Source organism: Pseudomonas sp. GW821-FHT02H09, assembly GCF_059421425.1.
The window spans coordinates 350,136-366,334 of the sequence record NZ_JBWKVA010000003.1; the positions used below are offsets into that span (position 1 = coordinate 350,136).

Genomic DNA, 16,199 nt, shown 5'->3' on the forward strand with positions numbered 1-16,199 from the left:
AGCAAGCTCGGCTCCTACAGGGATTGTCTTAACGCAACGCGTTCCATGCCTGCACATAAGCCTTGGCGCGGACCGCTACTTCGTCAGGTGTCAGCCCCGGTTTGAACAGCCCGGAGCCCAGACCGAAACCGCTGACGCCCGCCTCGACAAACACCTGCATGTTGTCCGGCGTAATCCCGCCTACCGGAATCAGCAACGTCCCTGCCGGCAGCACCGCCAACCACGCCTTGACCACCGCCGGGCCCATTTGCTCTGCCGGAAACATCTTCAAGACATCGGCGCCTTCGGCCAGTGCGGCAAAGGCTTCGGTCGGCGTGGCAACGCCAGGCGACAAGTACAAACCCGCTGCCTTGGCCGCGCGCAACACCTTGGGATCACTGTGGGGCATGACGATCACCTGCCCGCCGGCCGCCTTCACTTGCAGGACCTGTTCAGGGGTCAACACCGTACCAGCGCCGATCAGGCAATCGGCGGGCAAGATGCTGCGCAGAATGCGGATACTTTCGTACGGTTCAGGGGAGTTGAGTGGCACTTCAATGACGCGAAAACCTGCCTGATACAACACCTCGCCGATGGCCGCCGCCTCTTGCGGGCGCAGGCCGCGAAGGATCGCGATCAGACCGTTTTTCGCCAGTGCTTGCTTGAGCATGTCAGACCTCTTGGTAGTTGAACGCAGACGGTTCAGCCGAGCAGCCCGGCCGCTTCGGCCAAGTGCCATAAACCGCGTTCGGTGGCGTGTTCGGCCAGGCTCACCTGAGCAAAACCGCAGGTATCGAGCGCCCGGCTGTAACGGGCACAGAGCTGGGAGTTGCCGATAAGGATGATCGAGGGCAATTGGGCGCTGTTGCGTCGGCGGCGCTGTACGCCGACAAGGGCCGAGAGCTCATGGCCGATCAACAGACCCGACAGATAGTCGGCTTGCTCGGTGGAACTGAGCTCGCCCGTCAGGCCAAGGCAACGCGCACTGAACAAGGTCGAAAGAGGTCCGATCTCGCCGTCAGCGGACAGCGCCACCTGCACACCACGATCAAATGCCTCGCCATCGAAGGCCGCGCCACGTTGTTGGGTGCGACCCAGAATGCTGTGTTCACTGAGCACAGCGAACAGCTCACCGGTCATGAACGTGTCGAAGTGCACGATGCAGCTGCCGGCCACTTCCACCCATTTCGAATGGCTACCCGGCAAGCCGATCAACAGATTGTCTCCCGCGCCGACAGGCAGACTCTGCAGCACGCCGAGGACCTGGGTCTCTTCGCCGCGCATCACATTCGGCAACCGCGAACGCTCGATCACCCCGGGCACGATATGCACATCGACGCCGCGCAAGCTGTGCAGGGTTTTCAAGGAGGTGCCGAGATTGGCGACATTCGCCGGGGTATCGCGGTAAGCGGCTTCACGCCAACCCTGAGCGCTGCCGACCATGCCACAGGCGATCACTGGAAGACCGGGCTGTGCATCGAGCCAGTCACCGCAGGCGTCATCGAAGGCCAGTTCGAAACCATCGGCGCACATCTGGCCAGCAATCATCCGCGGCGCACCGGGCAACTGCATGATCCCCGACGACAGCGAACGCTGTTCGAGCACCTGGCCGCCGGCAGCGAGTTTGTAAGCCCGAAGTGAGGTTGTCCCCCAATCGAGCGCGATCAATTGCGCCTGCATCGCTTCACCTGAAATTTGTTATTGAGCAGTGAGTGCGTAGAGCTGATGCAGGCGACTATAAACCTGAGAAGACTAATATCTCAATATATAAATTTGCATCCCACATATAGGGAATATTACAGGGTTTGAGGATTGCGCCCATTCACCCCTGGGCAAACTCTCTCAACGCTTCCCCTTCCATGCGATAACGCACCCACTCATCCTGCGGCTGGGCACCGATCGATTTGTAAAATTGAATCGCCGGCTCGTTCCAGTCCAGTACGCTCCATTCGAACCGTCCGCAGTCGTTGGCGCAGGCGATTTGTGCGAGGTGACGCAGGAGTTTTTTTCCCGCTCCGCCGCCACGCTGTTCAGGGTTGATGTAAAGGTCTTCGAGGTAGAGGCAATTGCTCCCCAGCCAGGTCGAGTAGCTGAAGAAGAACACCGCGAAGCCAATCGGCAGCCCGTCCCGCAGACAGATCAGGCCATGGGCGGTGGCGCCTTCGTTGAACAGGCTGCGTTCGATGTCGGCGACGCTGGCGATGACTTCGTGCCTGGCGCGCTCGTAATCCGCCAGTTCGGTGATGAACGCGAGGATTTGCGGGGCATCGCTCGGCACGGCTGGGCGGATTTCGATGGTCATGGACTTTCCTTGTACGGATGTGAAAAAGCCATACTAAGTCGGCGCTGAGCGCTCGTCACATTTCAAATGAAAACCTGGTTTATGGTCATCGGATCAACTGTGGCGAGGGAGCAAGCCACTCCCTCGCCACAGGTCCTGCGCCCGACGTTTAATCGTCTTACTCCTAACGAGATTTTCGAATGATCGCTGCTTTCGCTCCACTGCAAAGCCTTGCCGCAACACTCCTGCCCCACGCGCTTGAGCCGTCCGAGGATGGCGCCCACGATTTGTCGCACCTGCATCGGGTCTGGAACAACGCTCGCGTTATCCACAAAGAGGAAAGTGGCGACCTCGAGGTGCTGCTGGCTGCGGTGCTTTTGCATGATTGTGTCGCAGTGGAGAAGGATTCGCCGTTGAGATCACAGGCCTCGCGTCTGGCGGCACAGAAAGCCTCGCAGGTGTTGGCTGACTTGAGTTGGCCGGAAGATAAAGTCGCCGCGGTCGCCCACGCCATCGAGACCCACAGTTTCTCGGCGGGCATTACGCCAACGACGCTGGAAGCAAGAATCCTGCAGGACGCCGACCGTCTCGATTCCCTTGGAATGCTCGGCGTGGCGCGGACGTTTTATGTCTCCGGGCGAATGGGCAGCGCGTTTTACCACCCGTTGGACCCCAAAGCAGAGTCCCGCGATTACGACGACAAGCGCTTCACGCTCGATCACTTCCAGACCAAGCTGCTGCACCTGGCTGCGGGCTTCCAGACCCGGACTGGCAGCCGGCTGGCGCAGATTCGTCATGAACGATTGAAGCGATTCATGGAGGAGTTTATGGAGGAGATCGGTTTGTGCTGACAGCATCAATCAGTCCTTTACTCCGTTATTGACTAACCCTGAAGTCTGCAAGAACACAACTAACGTCTGCGCCTCGCATGTTAGAAATGCGATTCATGATTCCAGCTGGCAAGAGACGCCTTCATGCAGACCGGTACTCATCAGGACACCATCGTTTCAGGGAAGCTATTCGGCCTGTTTTGCGTTGCCAGTTATCTGCTTTCACTGTCCTATGGTTCGACCTTCCTACTGTCACTGCTGATCAGTTCACGCGGCGGCAACGAGCATGACGCTGGCAGCGTGATCTCGATCGCGATGCTCAGCACCTTTGTGGCGGTGATCCTCTCCGGGCATTTGTCAGACCTGTTGGGCGCTGCACGCTCAATTGCGCTGTTCGGCTGCTTGCTGGTAGTGGCCAGCCTGGGTTTCGCGCTGACGCCTGGGTTCGGGAATGCCTTATTGTTTTTTGGGCTGATGCTTGGCCTCGGCTGGGGCGTGTTTTACACCCTGGGGCCAATCATCGTGGCGATGCTGGTCGAGCCCACTCAGCGCGCCAGGTACTTCGCGCTGCTGTCAGGCAGCATGATGACCGGCATTGGTTCCGGTCCGTTGTTGGGCCGTGCGGCCAGCGTGCTGGGCTATCCCGTCACCACCGCTTTTTACATCGCCGCGCTGGCAAGCCTGATGGGGGTGGTGATGTTCTGGCGATTGGGAGTAGCGCTTAAGCACCGCCCCAATCTGCTGGGAACCGCTGCCGTGTCGAAGATTTCCTGGTCGGCGGCAGCCCAAGTGCTTTCTTCCAAAGCGGTATTTTCGATCATCATGGTCGGCCTGGGCGGATGCGTGTTTGGTGGCCTGTCGAGCTTCCAGACCAGCTATGCCGCCTCCCGTTCACTGGATTATTCACTGTTCTTTTTAGGCTTCATGAGTGCGGCGATCAGCAGCCGCCTGCTGATCGCCAGCATCGTGGTCAAACGCGACGCCTATGAGGCGTCCTGCCTGCTCTGCGGGCTGACAGTGGTGTCGATCGTGATGTTCCGGTTCCTGGTCGACGACGGCTTCAGCTATGTACTGGCGGCGGTCATTCTCGGTGTCGGTTACGGGCTAACCTATTCGGTGATCAACGGCCTCGCCGCCAATGAAGCCCCCGCCGGTACGACCTCGCAATCCCTGTTGCTGTTCAGCCTTGCCTACTTCATAGGTGTGTTCGGCTTTCCACTGTTGGCCGGCAAGATCATCGTCGAACAAGGCATGTCCGCCCTGTTGCTCATGATATTGGCAGTTGCGGTGATGAGTTGGCTGATTACCGTGGGGCGGCTGATCTGGCGCTGGATGAACGTCGAAAAGGCACTGCAGAACGCCTAGACCACTCGTCTAAATTCAGCAACCCATCGAAATCGGGAGCAGACTGGTACGGGTAACGACTCTAGAAGTGGAGGCGACGCCATGAACATGTCAAAACTGCCTGCCCTTGTCCTTGCCGGGTTGCTGTCTTCAGCAGCCTTCGCCGGTTCAACCGCCCCGACCAACCCAGTCTACCGGGCGACATCCCCCGCCACCGCGACCGACCCACGAATTGATCGCAACGATACCCGTAGCCCGGACATCATGAACTCCAGCGTCCCGGACAACGCCAGATTGGGTACCAGCTCTAAAACCACCACCGGTGGCTCGGGCTCTGACCGTGACGGCAGCGCCCGCAAGTAAATCGAAGGCTGCGAAACCTTTCCAGACTGACCCTGTGCACCAGGGTCAGAAGGAGCTGCCGGAGGTTCGGGCCGCGCTCGGACGATCCTGCCCCTACGATCTGGCGATAAACGCATCGACCTCGGCAGTGCCCGGCGAGGTGGCTGGCCCCCAACGCGTGACGCCAGCGCTGCAGCGGCATTGGCGCGACGGGCCGCTTGAGCCGGTGGCAAACCGACGGCCAGCGCAGCGACAAACACCCCGGCATGAGCATCACCGGCACCGTTGCTGTCCACGGCCACGACCCTCCCGACTACCGATATCAATACCCGCACAATGGGGGTGAATCACTTCAAATCGTTTCTGCTGGTTCTGCGCGCCATGACAATTCCTCGCAGGATTGAGGGGCGCGCGGGGAGCACGGTGGCGAACGGATTCACTCTCTAATACGTGGTCACAGCTTGCCGTGCCTACAACGACTCCAACTCGGCCAATGCTTCACGCAACGTCCCCCCGGCTCACGCCAAACTCTTCAGCCAACTGATGCTCCCCCGGCAGCAGTAAGCCGTCCTCCATGAGGCCGCTTTCGATACGCCGAATCAGCTCGTCAACCACTCGTTTTTTCTTGTCAAATCGAACATGTCTAATCATGTACAAATCAATAAACGAAACGAGTCGGCAGTGGCAGCGGATTATTTCAGAGGGATATCCACGGCCGTGCAATCCTGTAGCAGCCGAGCTTGCTCGCGATGGACTCAAGGGCGGTGCGTTGATTCAGAAAACACGCGTTATCGTTAACGTTCATCGCGAGCAAGCTCGGCTCCTACCCCGCGAGACGACCTTACAGTCGATTCAAGGCTCAAGTCCGATAGTAAAGAACTCACCGCCACTCCAGACCCCCAACCAGCGCTGCCCGTCGATTTCCCGTGTCACCGCCAGTTCCACCAGTTGGTAAAACACATTGCGATGGATCAAGGCTTCGAAATTGCTCCGCACATGCACATAGGGTGCAGGCTCTTGAGTGTCGGGATCGATCACCACTCGCAACGCATGCTCAGGACCGGCTTCGGCCTGCTCTTCGACATTCGTGGTGAAACGCAGCAGCTGAGCTTCGCCCTCGCCTTCAACCTCAAGGCTGACGGCGACAAAAGGCGCATCGTCGACCTTGATGCCAACCTTTTCCACCGGGGTAATCAGGAAGTAATCGTCACCATCGCGACGCATGATGGTGGAAAACAGTTTAACCATCGGTTTACGCCCGATGGGCGTGCCAAGGTAATACCAGGTTCCGTCGCGGGCGATCCGCATGTCGATATCGCCGCAAAAGTCGGGGTTCCACAAGTGGACCGGTGGCAAGCCTTTGGATTTGGGAATTTGTCCCAACAGATCATTAGCTTTTTGCGGACCACTCATGTTGTTTTCCTCGTGTATTGCTTAGTCGCTCAAGCCCAACAGGCTACGAGCGTATTGCTCGAGCGGCGGACCCAGCAAATCTTCTGGCTTGTTGTCGTGGAACGTCAGTAAACCACCACGACTGTGAATACGTGCAGTATCGATCAAATACCGGGTGTTGGTCTCGATCAACATGAGCTGAATCACGCCACTGTCGATCCCCATTCGATCCACGGCTTGCTGATCGATCCATTCATCCGAGTTGCCGATCCGGTCGTCAGCCTTGGCGAAACGGGTGTAGAGCAGATAATGCGCACCGGCCGCGCGGGCTTCGGTCATCGCTTCCTCCAGCCCCTCAGGGGATTGGGCGCGACGGACCATGGGGAAGTATTCGACAAACCCGTTGAAGGCTTCTTCGGCGACCACATTTGGCCGCGGATAGGGACTGCCGGGCGGTGCAAAGGCGCCTTGGGCGATATAAATAAAGGAGTCTGGCTGTATGCGGAACGAGTTCGAGCGATGGGTATCACTGTGATCGAGCAAGCCCGCATCGCTCATGTGATAGCGAGCGCCCTCACCCAGATCGCTGACATTCATGCAGCCACCAAGCGCCAAAAAGGCCAGCAGCAAAACCAGGCTACGCATCCTACCCTCCAGATGCCGGTGACGGAAAACCGGCGAATCCTGGCAGGATGCAGCTTCCGCGCCAGCTCAAAGGGGTTTGGGAATGGTGGAGGGATTTGAGAGTGTCAGAAATTTCTTCATCGCTTGCCACTCCGTCATCGCGGGCTTGCTCGCGATGAGGCCATGGCAAACACCGAAGATTCCACAGCAAACCCAAATTTCGGCGAACTCTTTTATCCGCCGATGATTTTCATGATGGTCGCGCCACCGGAAAAGGCCACTTCCTGCTTGTCGCCCAAGGCTTTCACCAATAGGCGTTGCAAGGCTGGCAAAGCCTCGTGGCGAGGCTTGTCCAGCAGGTCGCCGACATAATGGCGATTGCTCGACGAGAGGCAGCCATGCAGCCAGCCGGTGGACGACAAGCGCAGACGTGAACAGGTCCGACAGAACGGCACACTTTCATTGGCAATCACGCCAAAGAAACCCTGGCCCGGAATTTCATAGCGCACCGCCGTGGCATCCACTGGCGCATCAGCCTGGAGGTATTCGTAGCGCTCGCCGATCAGGCTCAACAGCTGTTGCAGGCTGACGAATTGCTGCAAAAAGGCATTCGAATCACTGGCCAAATGACCCATACGCATCAGTTCGATAAAACGCAGTTCATAACCGCGTTCAAGGCAATAATCGAGCAGCGGCATCACCTGATCCAGGTTCTGCCCGCGCAACGGTACCATGTTGACCTTGATCTTGATGCCTGCGGCTTTCGCCTGATCCATACCGTTAAGCACGGTCGCCAGATCGCCGCCGCGTGCAATGCTGCGAAAGGCACCAGGGTCAAGGGTATCCAGGGAAACGTTGATTCGGCGAATTCCGGCATCCACCAGCGACTGCAGTTTGCGCGCCAAGAGCTGGCCGTTGGTAGTCAGGCTGATATCCGCCAGCCCCATCTGCCCCACCGCGCCCATGAAGGTTTCCAGCTTGGGGCTGACCAAGGGTTCGCCGCCGGTAATACGCAGGCGCTCGATGCCGGCCGCTTCAATCAGATAAGCAACGCCACGGGCCATGGCTTCGGCCGACAATTCATCCTGCGCTGCGACCAGTCGCTTGCCGTTCGGCACGCAGTAGGTACACGCATAGTTGCAGGCTGAAGTCAGGCTGATCCGCAAATTGCGAAAATGCCTGCCTTGACGGTCAACGATCATGGATCACTCCGGCGGTAGAAGATTCGGACTTGCTAAAACTTGACTCACAAATCAAGTTTTAGCAAGTCCCTAGCCTGAGTATATTCCTGAGGTACTGCACCCTGTAGCGAAACATGGTGCAATAAAGCAACTGAATGGCTCAGCTGCCGGGAGTGTCGGTATCGCGCTTGCGCTTGTTGCCCATACGCACGCCGATATCCATCAGGAACTGGAAGAAACCTTCCTGATCTTCCAGCACATTGCTCCAGAACGGCGAGTGATACAGCGCCACAGCGCCGTGCACCAGCGCCCAGGATGCGCAATAGTGGAAGTAAGGCGGTACGTCTTCGAGCTTGCCTTCACTGATCCGGCCCTTGATCAACAAGGTCAGTCGTTCGAAGTTGGACGCGCGAATCTTGTGCAGCTCCTCGACCATCTCCGGCACCTGATTGCCCTTGACCACCTTTTCTTCCAGGCGGTCGAACAGCCGGTAACGCTGCGGATCGCGCATGCGGAATTCGAAGTAGGCCCGGGACAGGGCTTCCTTATCCTTGTCGACATCGGCAGAGTGCAGCAGCTCGTTCAGGTCACGCTCGTAGTCGAGCATCAGGCGCAGATAGATCTCTGCCTTGGACTTGAAGTGCTTGTAGATGGTCCCTTTGCCGATACCCACGGCATCAGCGATCATCTCGACGGTGACGCTGTCTTCACCTTGTTCGAGGAACAGCTTTAGCGCGGTATCGAGAATTTCTTGCTCGCGGCGACGAAACTCACGGACCTTACGAGGTTCTTTCTGCATAAGAAAAGGTCTGTAGGGGTCAAAATCGAAGCCGCGTATTATGCCTAACTTGCGCCAAATTGCACGGATCATCCGACCATGTCTACGTTTCTTGATGAATTTGTACAGGCTCCGGGCCTGCGTTATTTGAATCATGCTGCCGTCGCCCCCTGGCCAAATCGAGCTGCCGTGGCAGTCGCGCGTTTCGCTCAGGAGAACGTTTTACTGGGCGCACGGGACTATTCGGACTGGATGACCCTCGAACAACGCTTGCGCGAACGCTTGATGCGCCTGCTTAACGCACCGTCAACGGATGACGTAGCGCTGGTCAAAAATACTTCAGAAGCACTGTCTTTTGTCGCCTTCGGCCTGCAATGGCAAAGTGGCGATCAGATTGTCATTAGTGACGAAGAATTCCCTTCCAACCGTATCGTCTGGGAAGCCCTGGCACCGCAAGGTGTGGAAGTGCTGCAGGTCAGCCTCAAGGGCGCTGACCCCGAAGGTGCCCTGCTGGCCGCCTGCGGCCCGCGCACCCGCCTGATGTCAGTGAGTGCCGTGCAGTTCGCCAGTGGCCTGCGCCTGGACCTGCAGCGCCTTGGCACCGGCTGCAAGCAACAGAACGTGCTGTTCTGCATCGATGCCATCCAGCAACTGGGCGCCCTGCCCTTTGATGTCCAGGCTTACCAATGCGACTTCGCCATGGCAGACGGTCATAAATGGCTCCTGGGGCCTGAAGGCCTGGGCGTGTTCTATTGCCGCAGCGAGCTGCGCGAGCAGCTTGAACTCCATGAGTTCGGCTGGCACATGCTCGAACACATGGGCGACTACAACCGTAGCGACTGGGAGCCCGCGAAAAGCGCGCGTCGCTTCGAGTGTGGCAGCCCGAACATGCTCGGTGCCATGGCGCTGGAAGCCAGTTTATCGCTGCTCGAAGAAGTCGGCATGGAAGAGGTCGCTGCGCTCATTGCCGAACGCATGCAATGGCTACAGGACGGCTTGAGCACAATGGCTGGCGTGCAACTGCATAGCCCGCCGAATCCCGTCCGGCGTGGAGGGATTTTCTCGTTCAGTATCGATGGCATCGATAATCAGCGGGTCTACGAGCAACTCAAGCAGCAACAGGTTGTGTGCATCCCTCGCGGCCCTGGCATTCGCTTTTCCCCACATTTCTACACAGAAAAACGCGTGATCGACGAAACTTTGGCGATTTTGGCAACAATTGCCAAGTAATGAGAACTCAACTGAAGCGCGCGTATTCCAAATCTGTTTAAAAAATAGAGGGGTCAGACTGGACTCAACGCAATAGTGATCAATACTTCAACTGTCGGCGCGACATCTCCCCCAAGTGGCACGCCGATGAAGGTACCAACGGACTGCGTACCTTTGTTTTACTCCTAATGGTCTTAACCCGGATTCCCCCCCCAGAACCCGGGTTTTTTTTGCCTGCGATTTGTGTAGGAGCAGCCGGTCGACGCTCGATTGCTCGCGATGGACGTTAACAATAACGCGTGTTTTCTGAATAAACGCGTCGCTCTTGAGTCCATCGCGAGCAAGCTCGCTCCTACAGGGGGGCTCACGCAGGACCGATGACATGCGCCAACGGAAATAACCGCTTGAAGTTCTCGGTGGTCTGCTCGGCAAAACGCTCGTACGGCTCACCACGCAACATCGCCAGATACTGCGCAACATCTCGTACGTATTGCGGCAGATTCGGCTTGCCCCGATGCGGAATCGGCGCCAGATACGGTGAGTCGGTTTCCACCAGCAAACGGTCGGCCGGCACCTGCCTGGCGACATCACGCAACGCATCGGCATTGCGGAAAGTGACGATGCCGGACAGGGAAATATAGAACCCCAGATCCAGTGCCGCCTTGGCCATTTCCCAATCTTCGGTAAAGCAGTGCAGCACGCCAGCCTGGGGCAGCGCCGCCTCACGCAATAGCTCCAGGGTGTCGGCTCTTGCGCCACGGGTGTGGACGATCACAGGCTTGCCGGTCTGCTGAGCGGCTTGCAGATGCAAGCGAAAGGACGCTTGCTGCAACTCGGCCGCTTCCGGCTCGTAGTGATAATCCAGACCGGTTTCACCAATGGCCACAACCCGCGGGTGGTTGAGCTCGCGTAACAGCCAATCCAATGCAGGTGCCGCACCCGGCTGCACGTCGAGCGGATGGACGCCGACCGAGCAGTCGACATCGGCATAGCGCTCGGCGAGCGCTTTGACGTCAGCTGCGTTTTCGACGCTCACGCCAATACAGAGAAAGTGACCGACGCCGCATTGACGAGCCGCTTCGAGGGCCGCGTCAAGAGAGCCGGCATGTTCGGCAAGGTCGAGGCGATCAAGGTGGCAATGGGAATCTACGAGCATAAGGCTGCAACTACATCGTATGAGTGGGACGGTCGGACTTCAGGGCTCCGGCCGGACGGGTTTCGATTCTGTTTCGAGCGGTGTTGTCACTATCACTGAACTGCATGCCGACACCCGCCGCCGACTACTTGACTCCAGGCCCGTGCGATCAATTCCGGGCAGGCAAATCTGCCCACTGCACCAGTAACGCCTCAAGCAGCAATACGCGATTGAGGTTGGCCTTGCTCAGCACCTTCTGGCGCTGGGCCAGAATCCAGTCCTGAATATTCAGGACCTTTTCCTGAGAAGACTTTTGCGCCAGATATTGCACGACTTTGCGCATATCGGGCAAACCCAGTCCCTCCTCGTCCTGAGTGAGCTGGTAACGCAGGATCAGGCTAGACCAGTCGCAAAACCAGTCGAACAGCAACAGTAGCGAAATGGCGTTCCAGCCCTCAGCCAACTGAGTTGGCGATTGCTGTTGCTTGAGCAGTTTTTTCACGCCCTCTACCACCAGAGCGCGCTGCTCACGTACACCCTGCGCCTGCAAGGTGACGGCGGCCAATGGCGAACCAGCGGCCAGTGTCAGCAGCTCAATGCGTTCCTCTTCAGTGCTGTCAGGCAAAGCCTTGGCCAGCCACTCCAGACTCATCGCCTGGCTCGGCAACGGACAGGCCTGCTGCACGCAGCGACTCTTGACGGTCGGCAACAAACGGCTTGGCTGGTGACTGACCAACAACAACACGGTATCGCCGGAAGGCTCTTCGAGGCTTTTCAGCAAGGCGTTGGCGGCGTTGTTGTTCATCGACTCGACCGGCTCGATCAGTACCACTTTGCGCCCGCCCAACTGCGCGGTCTGCACCACGAAGCTGACCAGTTCACGAACCTGGTCGACCTTGATCGCCTTGTCCGCCTCTTCTGGCTCCAGCACGTAGTTATCCGGATGGCTGCCAGCCTTGAGCAGCATGCAGGATTTGCATTCCCCGCAAGCGTCCAGCCCTTGCGGCTTCTGACAGAGCAAACGAGCCATCAAGCGTTCAGCCAGCGCTCGCTTGCCGATACCCGCCGGGCCGTGCAGCAAGTAGGCATGGGCATGCTGTGCACGGCCCGCCAGTTGCTGCCAGAGGCTGTCCTGCCACGCGAAGGCCTCAGCCACGGTAAAGCCCCAGCAATTGCGGCAACAGGGCGTCCAGTGACCGCTGAACCTGCGCCAGCGGCTGGGCGGCATCCACCAGGTGATAACGCGCCGGATCAGCCTCGGCACGTTTCAGATAAGCACTGCGGACCGCGTCGAAGAACACCCGACCTTCAAGCTCGAAACGGTCCAGCCGCCCCCGAGCACTGGCGCGAGCCAGACCGACCTCGACCGGCAAATCGAACACCAGCGTCAGGTCCGGACGCAGATCACCCTGAACGAAAGTTTCCAGGGTTGCGATGCGCTCCACAGACAAACCGCGGCCACCGCCCTGGTAGGCGTAAGTAGAGTCGGTAAAGCGATCACACAACACCACCACACCCCTGGCCAGCGCCGGGCGAATCACCTCGGCCAGATGCTGGGCACGCGCGGCGAAAACCAGCAGCAGCTCGGTGTCGGCGTTCATCACTTCATCGCCGGGTGTGAGCAATACTTCACGAATCCGCTCGGCCAATGGTGTACCGCCCGGTTCGCGGGTCAGCAACACCTCGATACCTTCGGCGCGCAGACGCTCAGCCAGGTACTCGCGATTAGTGCTTTTGCCGGCGCCTTCCGGGCCTTCCAGGGTAATAAACAGGCCAGTCACAGGCAGTCCTTAATCAGAGTCATTGCGGGCTTTGCGGCTCGGTCACGCCGGGTGCGGGGACCGGGGTCGGTTGTTCGGGAGTCAACACGGGAGCAGCCTGCGGAGTGCTGCTATCAGCAGGCACCACAGGCGCCGGGCTCGAAGCCTCTGGCACCTCCTGATTCGTTATCGGCGCAGGACTGGATCGATAATCAGCGCGCCGCTTGAGCTGGAACTCGCGCACTGCATTATTGTGCGCATCCAGGTCGTCGGAGAACACATGACTGCCATCACCACGAGCCACAAAATACAAACTGTTACCCGGCACCGGATTCAACGCTGCATGGATCGCTTCGCGCCCAACCATCGCAATCGGGGTCGGTGGCAACCCCGGGATCATGTAAGTGTTGTAAGGCGTCGCCTCACGCAAATGCGCACGGGTCAATTTACCGTTGTAGCGCTCGCCCAAACCGTAGATCACCGTAGGATCGGTTTGCAGCAACATGCCAATCTGCATGCGCCGCACGAAGACACCGGCAATCTGCCCACGCTCCTGCGGTACACCGGTTTCCTTCTCCACCAGCGAAGCCATGATCAGCGCTTGATAGGGCTCAGTGTACGGTGCGTCAGCCGCGCGCTTGCTCCATTCTTTGGCGAGAACATCATCCAGACGCTCGTAGGCTTTTTCCATCAGTTCCGCATCGGTCATGCCACGGACAAAACGGTAGGTATCCGGAAAGAACCGTCCTTCGGGAAACACGCCTGCATGACCGAGCTTGTTCATCACTTCGCTATCGCTCAAGCCGGTGAAGGTCTGTTCAAGTTTTTCCTGCTTGGCCAAGGCTGCGCGTACCTGACGAAAATTCCAGCCTTCGACCAGGGTCAGGCTGTACTGCACCACTTCGCCACGCTGCCACAGGCCGATCAGACCCTGGGCGCTCATGCCCGGCGTCATGCGGTACTCGCCACCATGCAGCGGTTGTCCGTCGAGATTCAGCCGCCAGTACAGCCGCAGCCAAAAGGAGTCCTGCAGGACGCCGTCGGCCTGCAGGCGATTGAAGGTTCCGCTCGGTGTCGAACCGGGCGGTACATCAAGCAATTGTTCGTGTGCCAGGTTGAGCGGCTGCTCCAGCGCCGAGTTCAGCTTCCAGGCCGAAGCACCCAGCACCAGTCCCGCCAGAACCAGTCCGGCTTCCAGCAGCAGCAAGAATTTACGTCTCACAAATCAAGCATCCAGTAGCGCGCGGGCAATGCCTTGCAGTTTACGGGTGAGCGGCCCAACCGGCCAGCTCAACGCTGCATAAGCGCGTACCGGCCAAACGCCGTACACGCTATTGCAGACGAAGACTTCGTCGGCCTGTTGCAGCTGGTCGAGACTGATCTCGGTAATCTCTGTGGGAATACCCAGCGACCTGGCTTGAAACAATAATTCAGCTCGCATCACGCCAGCGACGCCGCAGCGACTCAAGTCAGCCGTCAGCAGTCTGTTATCGCGCACCAGAAACAGGTTGCTGAACACCCCTTCGATCACGCGTCCGGAAACGTCCAGCATCAAACCTTCGGCATGCTCGGCATCATGCCACTCGGAGCGGGCGATGACCTGCTCCAGACGATTCAGGTGCTTGAGCCCGGCGAGCAAGGGCTGCTCGCCAAGTCGCGTAGCGCAGGGAAAAAGGCGAATACCCTGCTGACCATAGGCAGGCGGGTATGCCGCAGGCGGATTGCCTTGCAGAATCCGTCGAGCTTGAGCAGCCGGATCGGCAGCGTAGCCGCGCAGACTGTCGCCACGGGTGAGGATCAACTTGAGCACACCCTCGCCCAAGGCTGCGGCATAAGCCAACAGCTCGCTGCGGATCAATGAGTGATCCGCAGCGATGGCCAGACGCGAACAGCCCTCGGCCAGACGCTGCATATGCCGATCCAGCAGCAATGGCTGGCCGGCCTTGACGGCGATCGTCTCGAACAGACCATCACCGTAGGCCAGGCCACGATCTTTGAGCGACAGAGCGTCAGCCGGCTGACCGTCGACCCAGCCCTGCATCAACCGGCGAACCGGCGGAACACCAGGGAACCGTTGGTACCGCCAAACCCGAACGAGTTGGACAGCACGACATCGATATCCATGTCACGTGCGGTATGCGGCACGAAATCAAGGTCGCAGCCTTCATCCGGCTCATCCAGGTTGATGGTCGGCGGCGCGACCTGCCCGTTGATCGCCAGCACACTGAAGATCGCCTCGACAGCACCAGCAGCACCCAGCAGGTGCCCGGTCATGGACTTGGTCGAACTGACGGCCAGCTTGTAGGCGTGCTCACCGAAGACAGTCTTGATCGCCTGGACTTCCGCCAGGTCACCGGCTGAAGTCGATGTGCCATGGGCATTGATGTACTGCACTTGATCAATGTTCAGCCTGGCATCACGCATAGCGTTTGTAATGCAGCGCGCCGCGCCCGCGCCATCGGCTGGCGGCGACGTCATGTGATAAGCGTCGCCGCTCATGCCAAAGCCGATCAACTCGGCATAAATGGTCGCACCACGAGCCTTGGCGTGTTCCAGCTCCTCGAGCACCAGGGCACCGGCACCGTCGGAAAGCACGAAGCCGTCACGGCCCTTGTCCCATGGACGGCTGGCGCGGGTCGGCTCGTCGTTGCGAGTCGACAACGCACGGGCAGCACCGAAGCCGCCCATACCGAGACCGCAGGCGGCCATCTCGGCACCGCCGGCAATCATCACATCGGCTTCGCCGTAAGCAATGTTGCGCGCCGCCATGCCGATGCAGTGCGTACCGGTGGTACAGGCTGTCGAAATGGCGTAATTAGGCCCCTGGGTACCCAGATGGATAGACAGGAAACCGGAAATCATATTGATGATCGAGCCAGGCACGAAGAACGGAGAAATCCGTCGCGGGCCTTGCTCATGCAACGTGCGGCTGGTTTCTTCGATATTGGTCAGACCGCCAATACCCGAACCGATGGCCACACCGATACGCTCACGGTTGGCGTCGGTCACTTCCAGACCGGAGTTACGTACCGCCTGAAACCCGGCAGCCAGACCGTACTGAATGAACAGGTCAAGTTTGCGAGCTTCTTTTACCGACAGGTATTCCTCGACATTGAAGCCCTTTACCGAGCCGCCAAAACGGGTGGAATAGGCAGAAAGGTCGGTGTGTTCGATCAGACCAATGCCACTACGGCCAGCCAGAATGCCCTGCCAGCTGCTCGGTACATCCGTGCCCAGTGGCGACAACATACCCATACCGGTGACTACGACGCGTCTACGCGACACAGCACTCTCCTTCTTCTAATGACGACACTTTGTATCAGGTCTAAAGAAAAAACCGCACG

Annotated in this window: 17 protein-coding genes and 3 pseudogenes; 4 read left to right on the forward strand and 16 right to left on the reverse strand. The window is 58.7% G+C overall.

Annotated features, from left to right (window positions below; all coding sequences use genetic code 11):
* Window positions 1-28: 28 nt before the first annotated feature.
* From AC07VR_RS06130 to AC07VR_RS06140, 3 genes are all read right to left on the reverse strand, one after another.
* The gene (locus AC07VR_RS06130; protein WP_495010709.1) at window positions 29-649 is read right to left on the reverse strand and encodes a 2-dehydro-3-deoxy-6-phosphogalactonate aldolase; all 621 of its coding nucleotides are present in this window, start codon (window positions 647-649) and stop codon (window positions 29-31) included.
* Window positions 650-681: 32 nt separating this feature from the next.
* A complete protein-coding gene (locus AC07VR_RS06135; RefSeq protein WP_495010710.1) occupies window positions 682-1,659 on the reverse strand; it encodes a 2-dehydro-3-deoxygalactonokinase in 978 nt (325 codons plus the stop codon).
* 142 nt (window positions 1,660-1,801) lie between these two features.
* Window positions 1,802-2,281 (reverse strand): GNAT family N-acetyltransferase, encoded by a 480-nt coding sequence (locus AC07VR_RS06140; protein ID WP_494993983.1) that lies wholly within the window; start codon window positions 2,279-2,281, stop codon window positions 1,802-1,804.
* Between the two features lie 179 nt (window positions 2,282-2,460).
* Here AC07VR_RS06140 and AC07VR_RS06145 point away from each other — a divergent pair, with 179 nt between their 5' ends.
* The 3 genes from AC07VR_RS06145 to AC07VR_RS06155 all read left to right on the forward strand — a co-directional run bounded on the left by AC07VR_RS06145 (window position 2,461) and on the right by AC07VR_RS06155 (window position 4,797).
* A complete protein-coding gene (locus AC07VR_RS06145; RefSeq protein ID WP_494993984.1) occupies window positions 2,461-3,111 on the forward strand; it encodes an HD domain-containing protein in 651 nt (216 codons plus the stop codon).
* A 123-nt stretch (window positions 3,112-3,234) separates the two neighbouring features.
* Complete coding sequence (locus tag AC07VR_RS06150) at window positions 3,235-4,455, forward strand: MFS transporter (protein ID WP_494993985.1); 1,221 nt, start codon at window positions 3,235-3,237, stop codon at window positions 4,453-4,455.
* 81 nt (window positions 4,456-4,536) lie between these two features.
* A complete protein-coding gene (locus AC07VR_RS06155; RefSeq protein WP_495010711.1) occupies window positions 4,537-4,797 on the forward strand; it encodes a hypothetical protein in 261 nt (86 codons plus the stop codon).
* Window positions 4,798-4,890: 93 nt separating this feature from the next.
* Here the strand turns inward: AC07VR_RS06155 and AC07VR_RS06160 are convergent.
* From AC07VR_RS06160 to AC07VR_RS06185, 6 genes and pseudogenes are all read right to left on the reverse strand, one after another.
* Window positions 4,891-5,084, reverse strand: a pseudogene (locus tag AC07VR_RS06160) (PfkB family carbohydrate kinase); the annotation flags it as partial.
* A gap of 171 nt (window positions 5,085-5,255) precedes the next feature.
* A pseudogene (locus tag AC07VR_RS06165) lies at window positions 5,256-5,427 on the reverse strand (GntR family transcriptional regulator); the annotation flags it as partial.
* 201 nt (window positions 5,428-5,628) lie between these two features.
* Complete coding sequence (locus AC07VR_RS06170) at window positions 5,629-6,189, reverse strand: DUF1285 domain-containing protein (protein ID WP_494993987.1); 561 nt, start codon at window positions 6,187-6,189, stop codon at window positions 5,629-5,631.
* A gap of 21 nt (window positions 6,190-6,210) precedes the next feature.
* Window positions 6,211-6,813, reverse strand: coding sequence for a DUF4823 domain-containing protein (locus tag AC07VR_RS06175; protein WP_494993988.1), 603 nt, complete (start codon window positions 6,811-6,813; stop codon window positions 6,211-6,213).
* Window positions 6,814-7,025: 212 nt separating this feature from the next.
* Window positions 7,026-7,994 (reverse strand): GTP 3',8-cyclase MoaA, encoded by a 969-nt coding sequence (locus AC07VR_RS06180; protein ID WP_495010712.1) that lies wholly within the window; start codon window positions 7,992-7,994, stop codon window positions 7,026-7,028.
* 139 nt (window positions 7,995-8,133) lie between these two features.
* Window positions 8,134-8,772 carry a TetR/AcrR family transcriptional regulator gene (locus AC07VR_RS06185; protein ID WP_494993990.1) on the reverse strand — a complete coding sequence of 213 codons (639 nt, stop codon included), beginning with the start codon at window positions 8,770-8,772 and terminating at the stop codon, window positions 8,134-8,136.
* Window positions 8,773-8,850: 78 nt separating this feature from the next.
* On the opposite strand from AC07VR_RS06185, the gene AC07VR_RS06190 reads away from it, so the two are divergent.
* Window positions 8,851-9,981, forward strand: coding sequence for an aminotransferase class V-fold PLP-dependent enzyme (locus tag AC07VR_RS06190; protein WP_494993991.1), 1,131 nt, complete (start codon window positions 8,851-8,853; stop codon window positions 9,979-9,981).
* A gap of 343 nt (window positions 9,982-10,324) precedes the next feature.
* Here the strand turns inward: AC07VR_RS06190 and AC07VR_RS06195 are convergent, their stop codons facing one another.
* The 7 genes and pseudogenes from AC07VR_RS06195 to fabF all read right to left on the reverse strand — a co-directional run bounded on the left by AC07VR_RS06195 (window position 10,325) and on the right by fabF (window position 16,140).
* The gene (locus AC07VR_RS06195; protein WP_494993992.1) at window positions 10,325-11,116 is read right to left on the reverse strand and encodes a TatD family hydrolase; all 792 of its coding nucleotides are present in this window, start codon (window positions 11,114-11,116) and stop codon (window positions 10,325-10,327) included.
* A 10-nt stretch (window positions 11,117-11,126) separates the two neighbouring features.
* Window positions 11,127-11,237, reverse strand: a pseudogene (locus AC07VR_RS06200) (PilZ domain-containing protein); the annotation flags it as partial.
* A gap of 27 nt (window positions 11,238-11,264) precedes the next feature.
* Complete coding sequence (locus tag AC07VR_RS06205) at window positions 11,265-12,251, reverse strand: DNA polymerase III subunit delta' (RefSeq protein WP_495010713.1); 987 nt, start codon at window positions 12,249-12,251, stop codon at window positions 11,265-11,267.
* Complete coding sequence (gene tmk, locus AC07VR_RS06210) at window positions 12,244-12,876, reverse strand: dTMP kinase (protein ID WP_494993994.1); 633 nt, start codon at window positions 12,874-12,876, stop codon at window positions 12,244-12,246. The genes AC07VR_RS06205 and tmk overlap by 8 nt, the downstream gene beginning before the upstream one ends.
* A 19-nt stretch (window positions 12,877-12,895) precedes the next feature.
* Window positions 12,896-14,077, reverse strand: coding sequence for an endolytic transglycosylase MltG (mltG, locus tag AC07VR_RS06215; protein WP_494993995.1), 1,182 nt, complete (start codon window positions 14,075-14,077; stop codon window positions 12,896-12,898).
* A 3-nt stretch (window positions 14,078-14,080) separates the two neighbouring features.
* On the reverse strand, window positions 14,081-14,896 hold the full coding sequence (pabC, locus tag AC07VR_RS06220) for an aminodeoxychorismate lyase (RefSeq protein WP_495010714.1): 816 nt from the start codon (window positions 14,894-14,896) through the stop codon (window positions 14,081-14,083).
* Window positions 14,896-16,140, reverse strand: a complete 1,245-nt coding sequence (fabF, locus tag AC07VR_RS06225) for a beta-ketoacyl-ACP synthase II (RefSeq protein ID WP_494993997.1) — start codon at window positions 16,138-16,140, stop codon at window positions 14,896-14,898. The genes pabC and fabF overlap by 1 nt, the downstream gene beginning before the upstream one ends.
* Between the last annotated feature and the right edge of the window lie 59 nt (window positions 16,141-16,199).

Bases quoted from the DNA above. Each gene is read 5' to 3' on its own strand.
- AC07VR_RS06170 (WP_494993987.1), bottom strand. From the start codon at position 6,189: ATGAGTGGTCCGCAAAAAGCTAATGATCTGTTGGGACAAATTCCCAAA.
- AC07VR_RS06185 (WP_494993990.1), bottom strand. From the start codon at position 8,772: ATGCAGAAAGAACCTCGTAAGGTCCGTGAGTTTCGTCGCCGCGAGCAA.
- AC07VR_RS06190 (WP_494993991.1), top strand. From the start codon at position 8,851: ATGTCTACGTTTCTTGATGAATTTGTACAGGCTCCGGGCCTGCGTTAT.
- AC07VR_RS06195 (WP_494993992.1), bottom strand. From the start codon at position 11,116: ATGCTCGTAGATTCCCATTGCCACCTTGATCGCCTCGACCTTGCCGAA.
- pabC (WP_495010714.1), bottom strand. From the start codon at position 14,896: ATGCAGGGCTGGGTCGACGGTCAGCCGGCTGACGCTCTGTCGCTCAAA.
- AC07VR_RS06130 (WP_495010709.1), bottom strand. From the start codon at position 649: ATGCTCAAGCAAGCACTGGCGAAAAACGGTCTGATCGCGATCCTTCGC.
- AC07VR_RS06150 (WP_494993985.1), top strand. From the start codon at position 3,235: ATGCAGACCGGTACTCATCAGGACACCATCGTTTCAGGGAAGCTATTC.
- AC07VR_RS06140 (WP_494993983.1), bottom strand. From the start codon at position 2,281: ATGACCATCGAAATCCGCCCAGCCGTGCCGAGCGATGCCCCGCAAATC.
- AC07VR_RS06155 (WP_495010711.1), top strand. From the start codon at position 4,537: ATGAACATGTCAAAACTGCCTGCCCTTGTCCTTGCCGGGTTGCTGTCT.
- AC07VR_RS06180 (WP_495010712.1), bottom strand. From the start codon at position 7,994: ATGATCGTTGACCGTCAAGGCAGGCATTTTCGCAATTTGCGGATCAGC.
- AC07VR_RS06145 (WP_494993984.1), top strand. From the start codon at position 2,461: ATGATCGCTGCTTTCGCTCCACTGCAAAGCCTTGCCGCAACACTCCTG.
- AC07VR_RS06175 (WP_494993988.1), bottom strand. From the start codon at position 6,813: ATGCGTAGCCTGGTTTTGCTGCTGGCCTTTTTGGCGCTTGGTGGCTGC.
- AC07VR_RS06135 (WP_495010710.1), bottom strand. From the start codon at position 1,659: ATGCAGGCGCAATTGATCGCGCTCGATTGGGGGACAACCTCACTTCGG.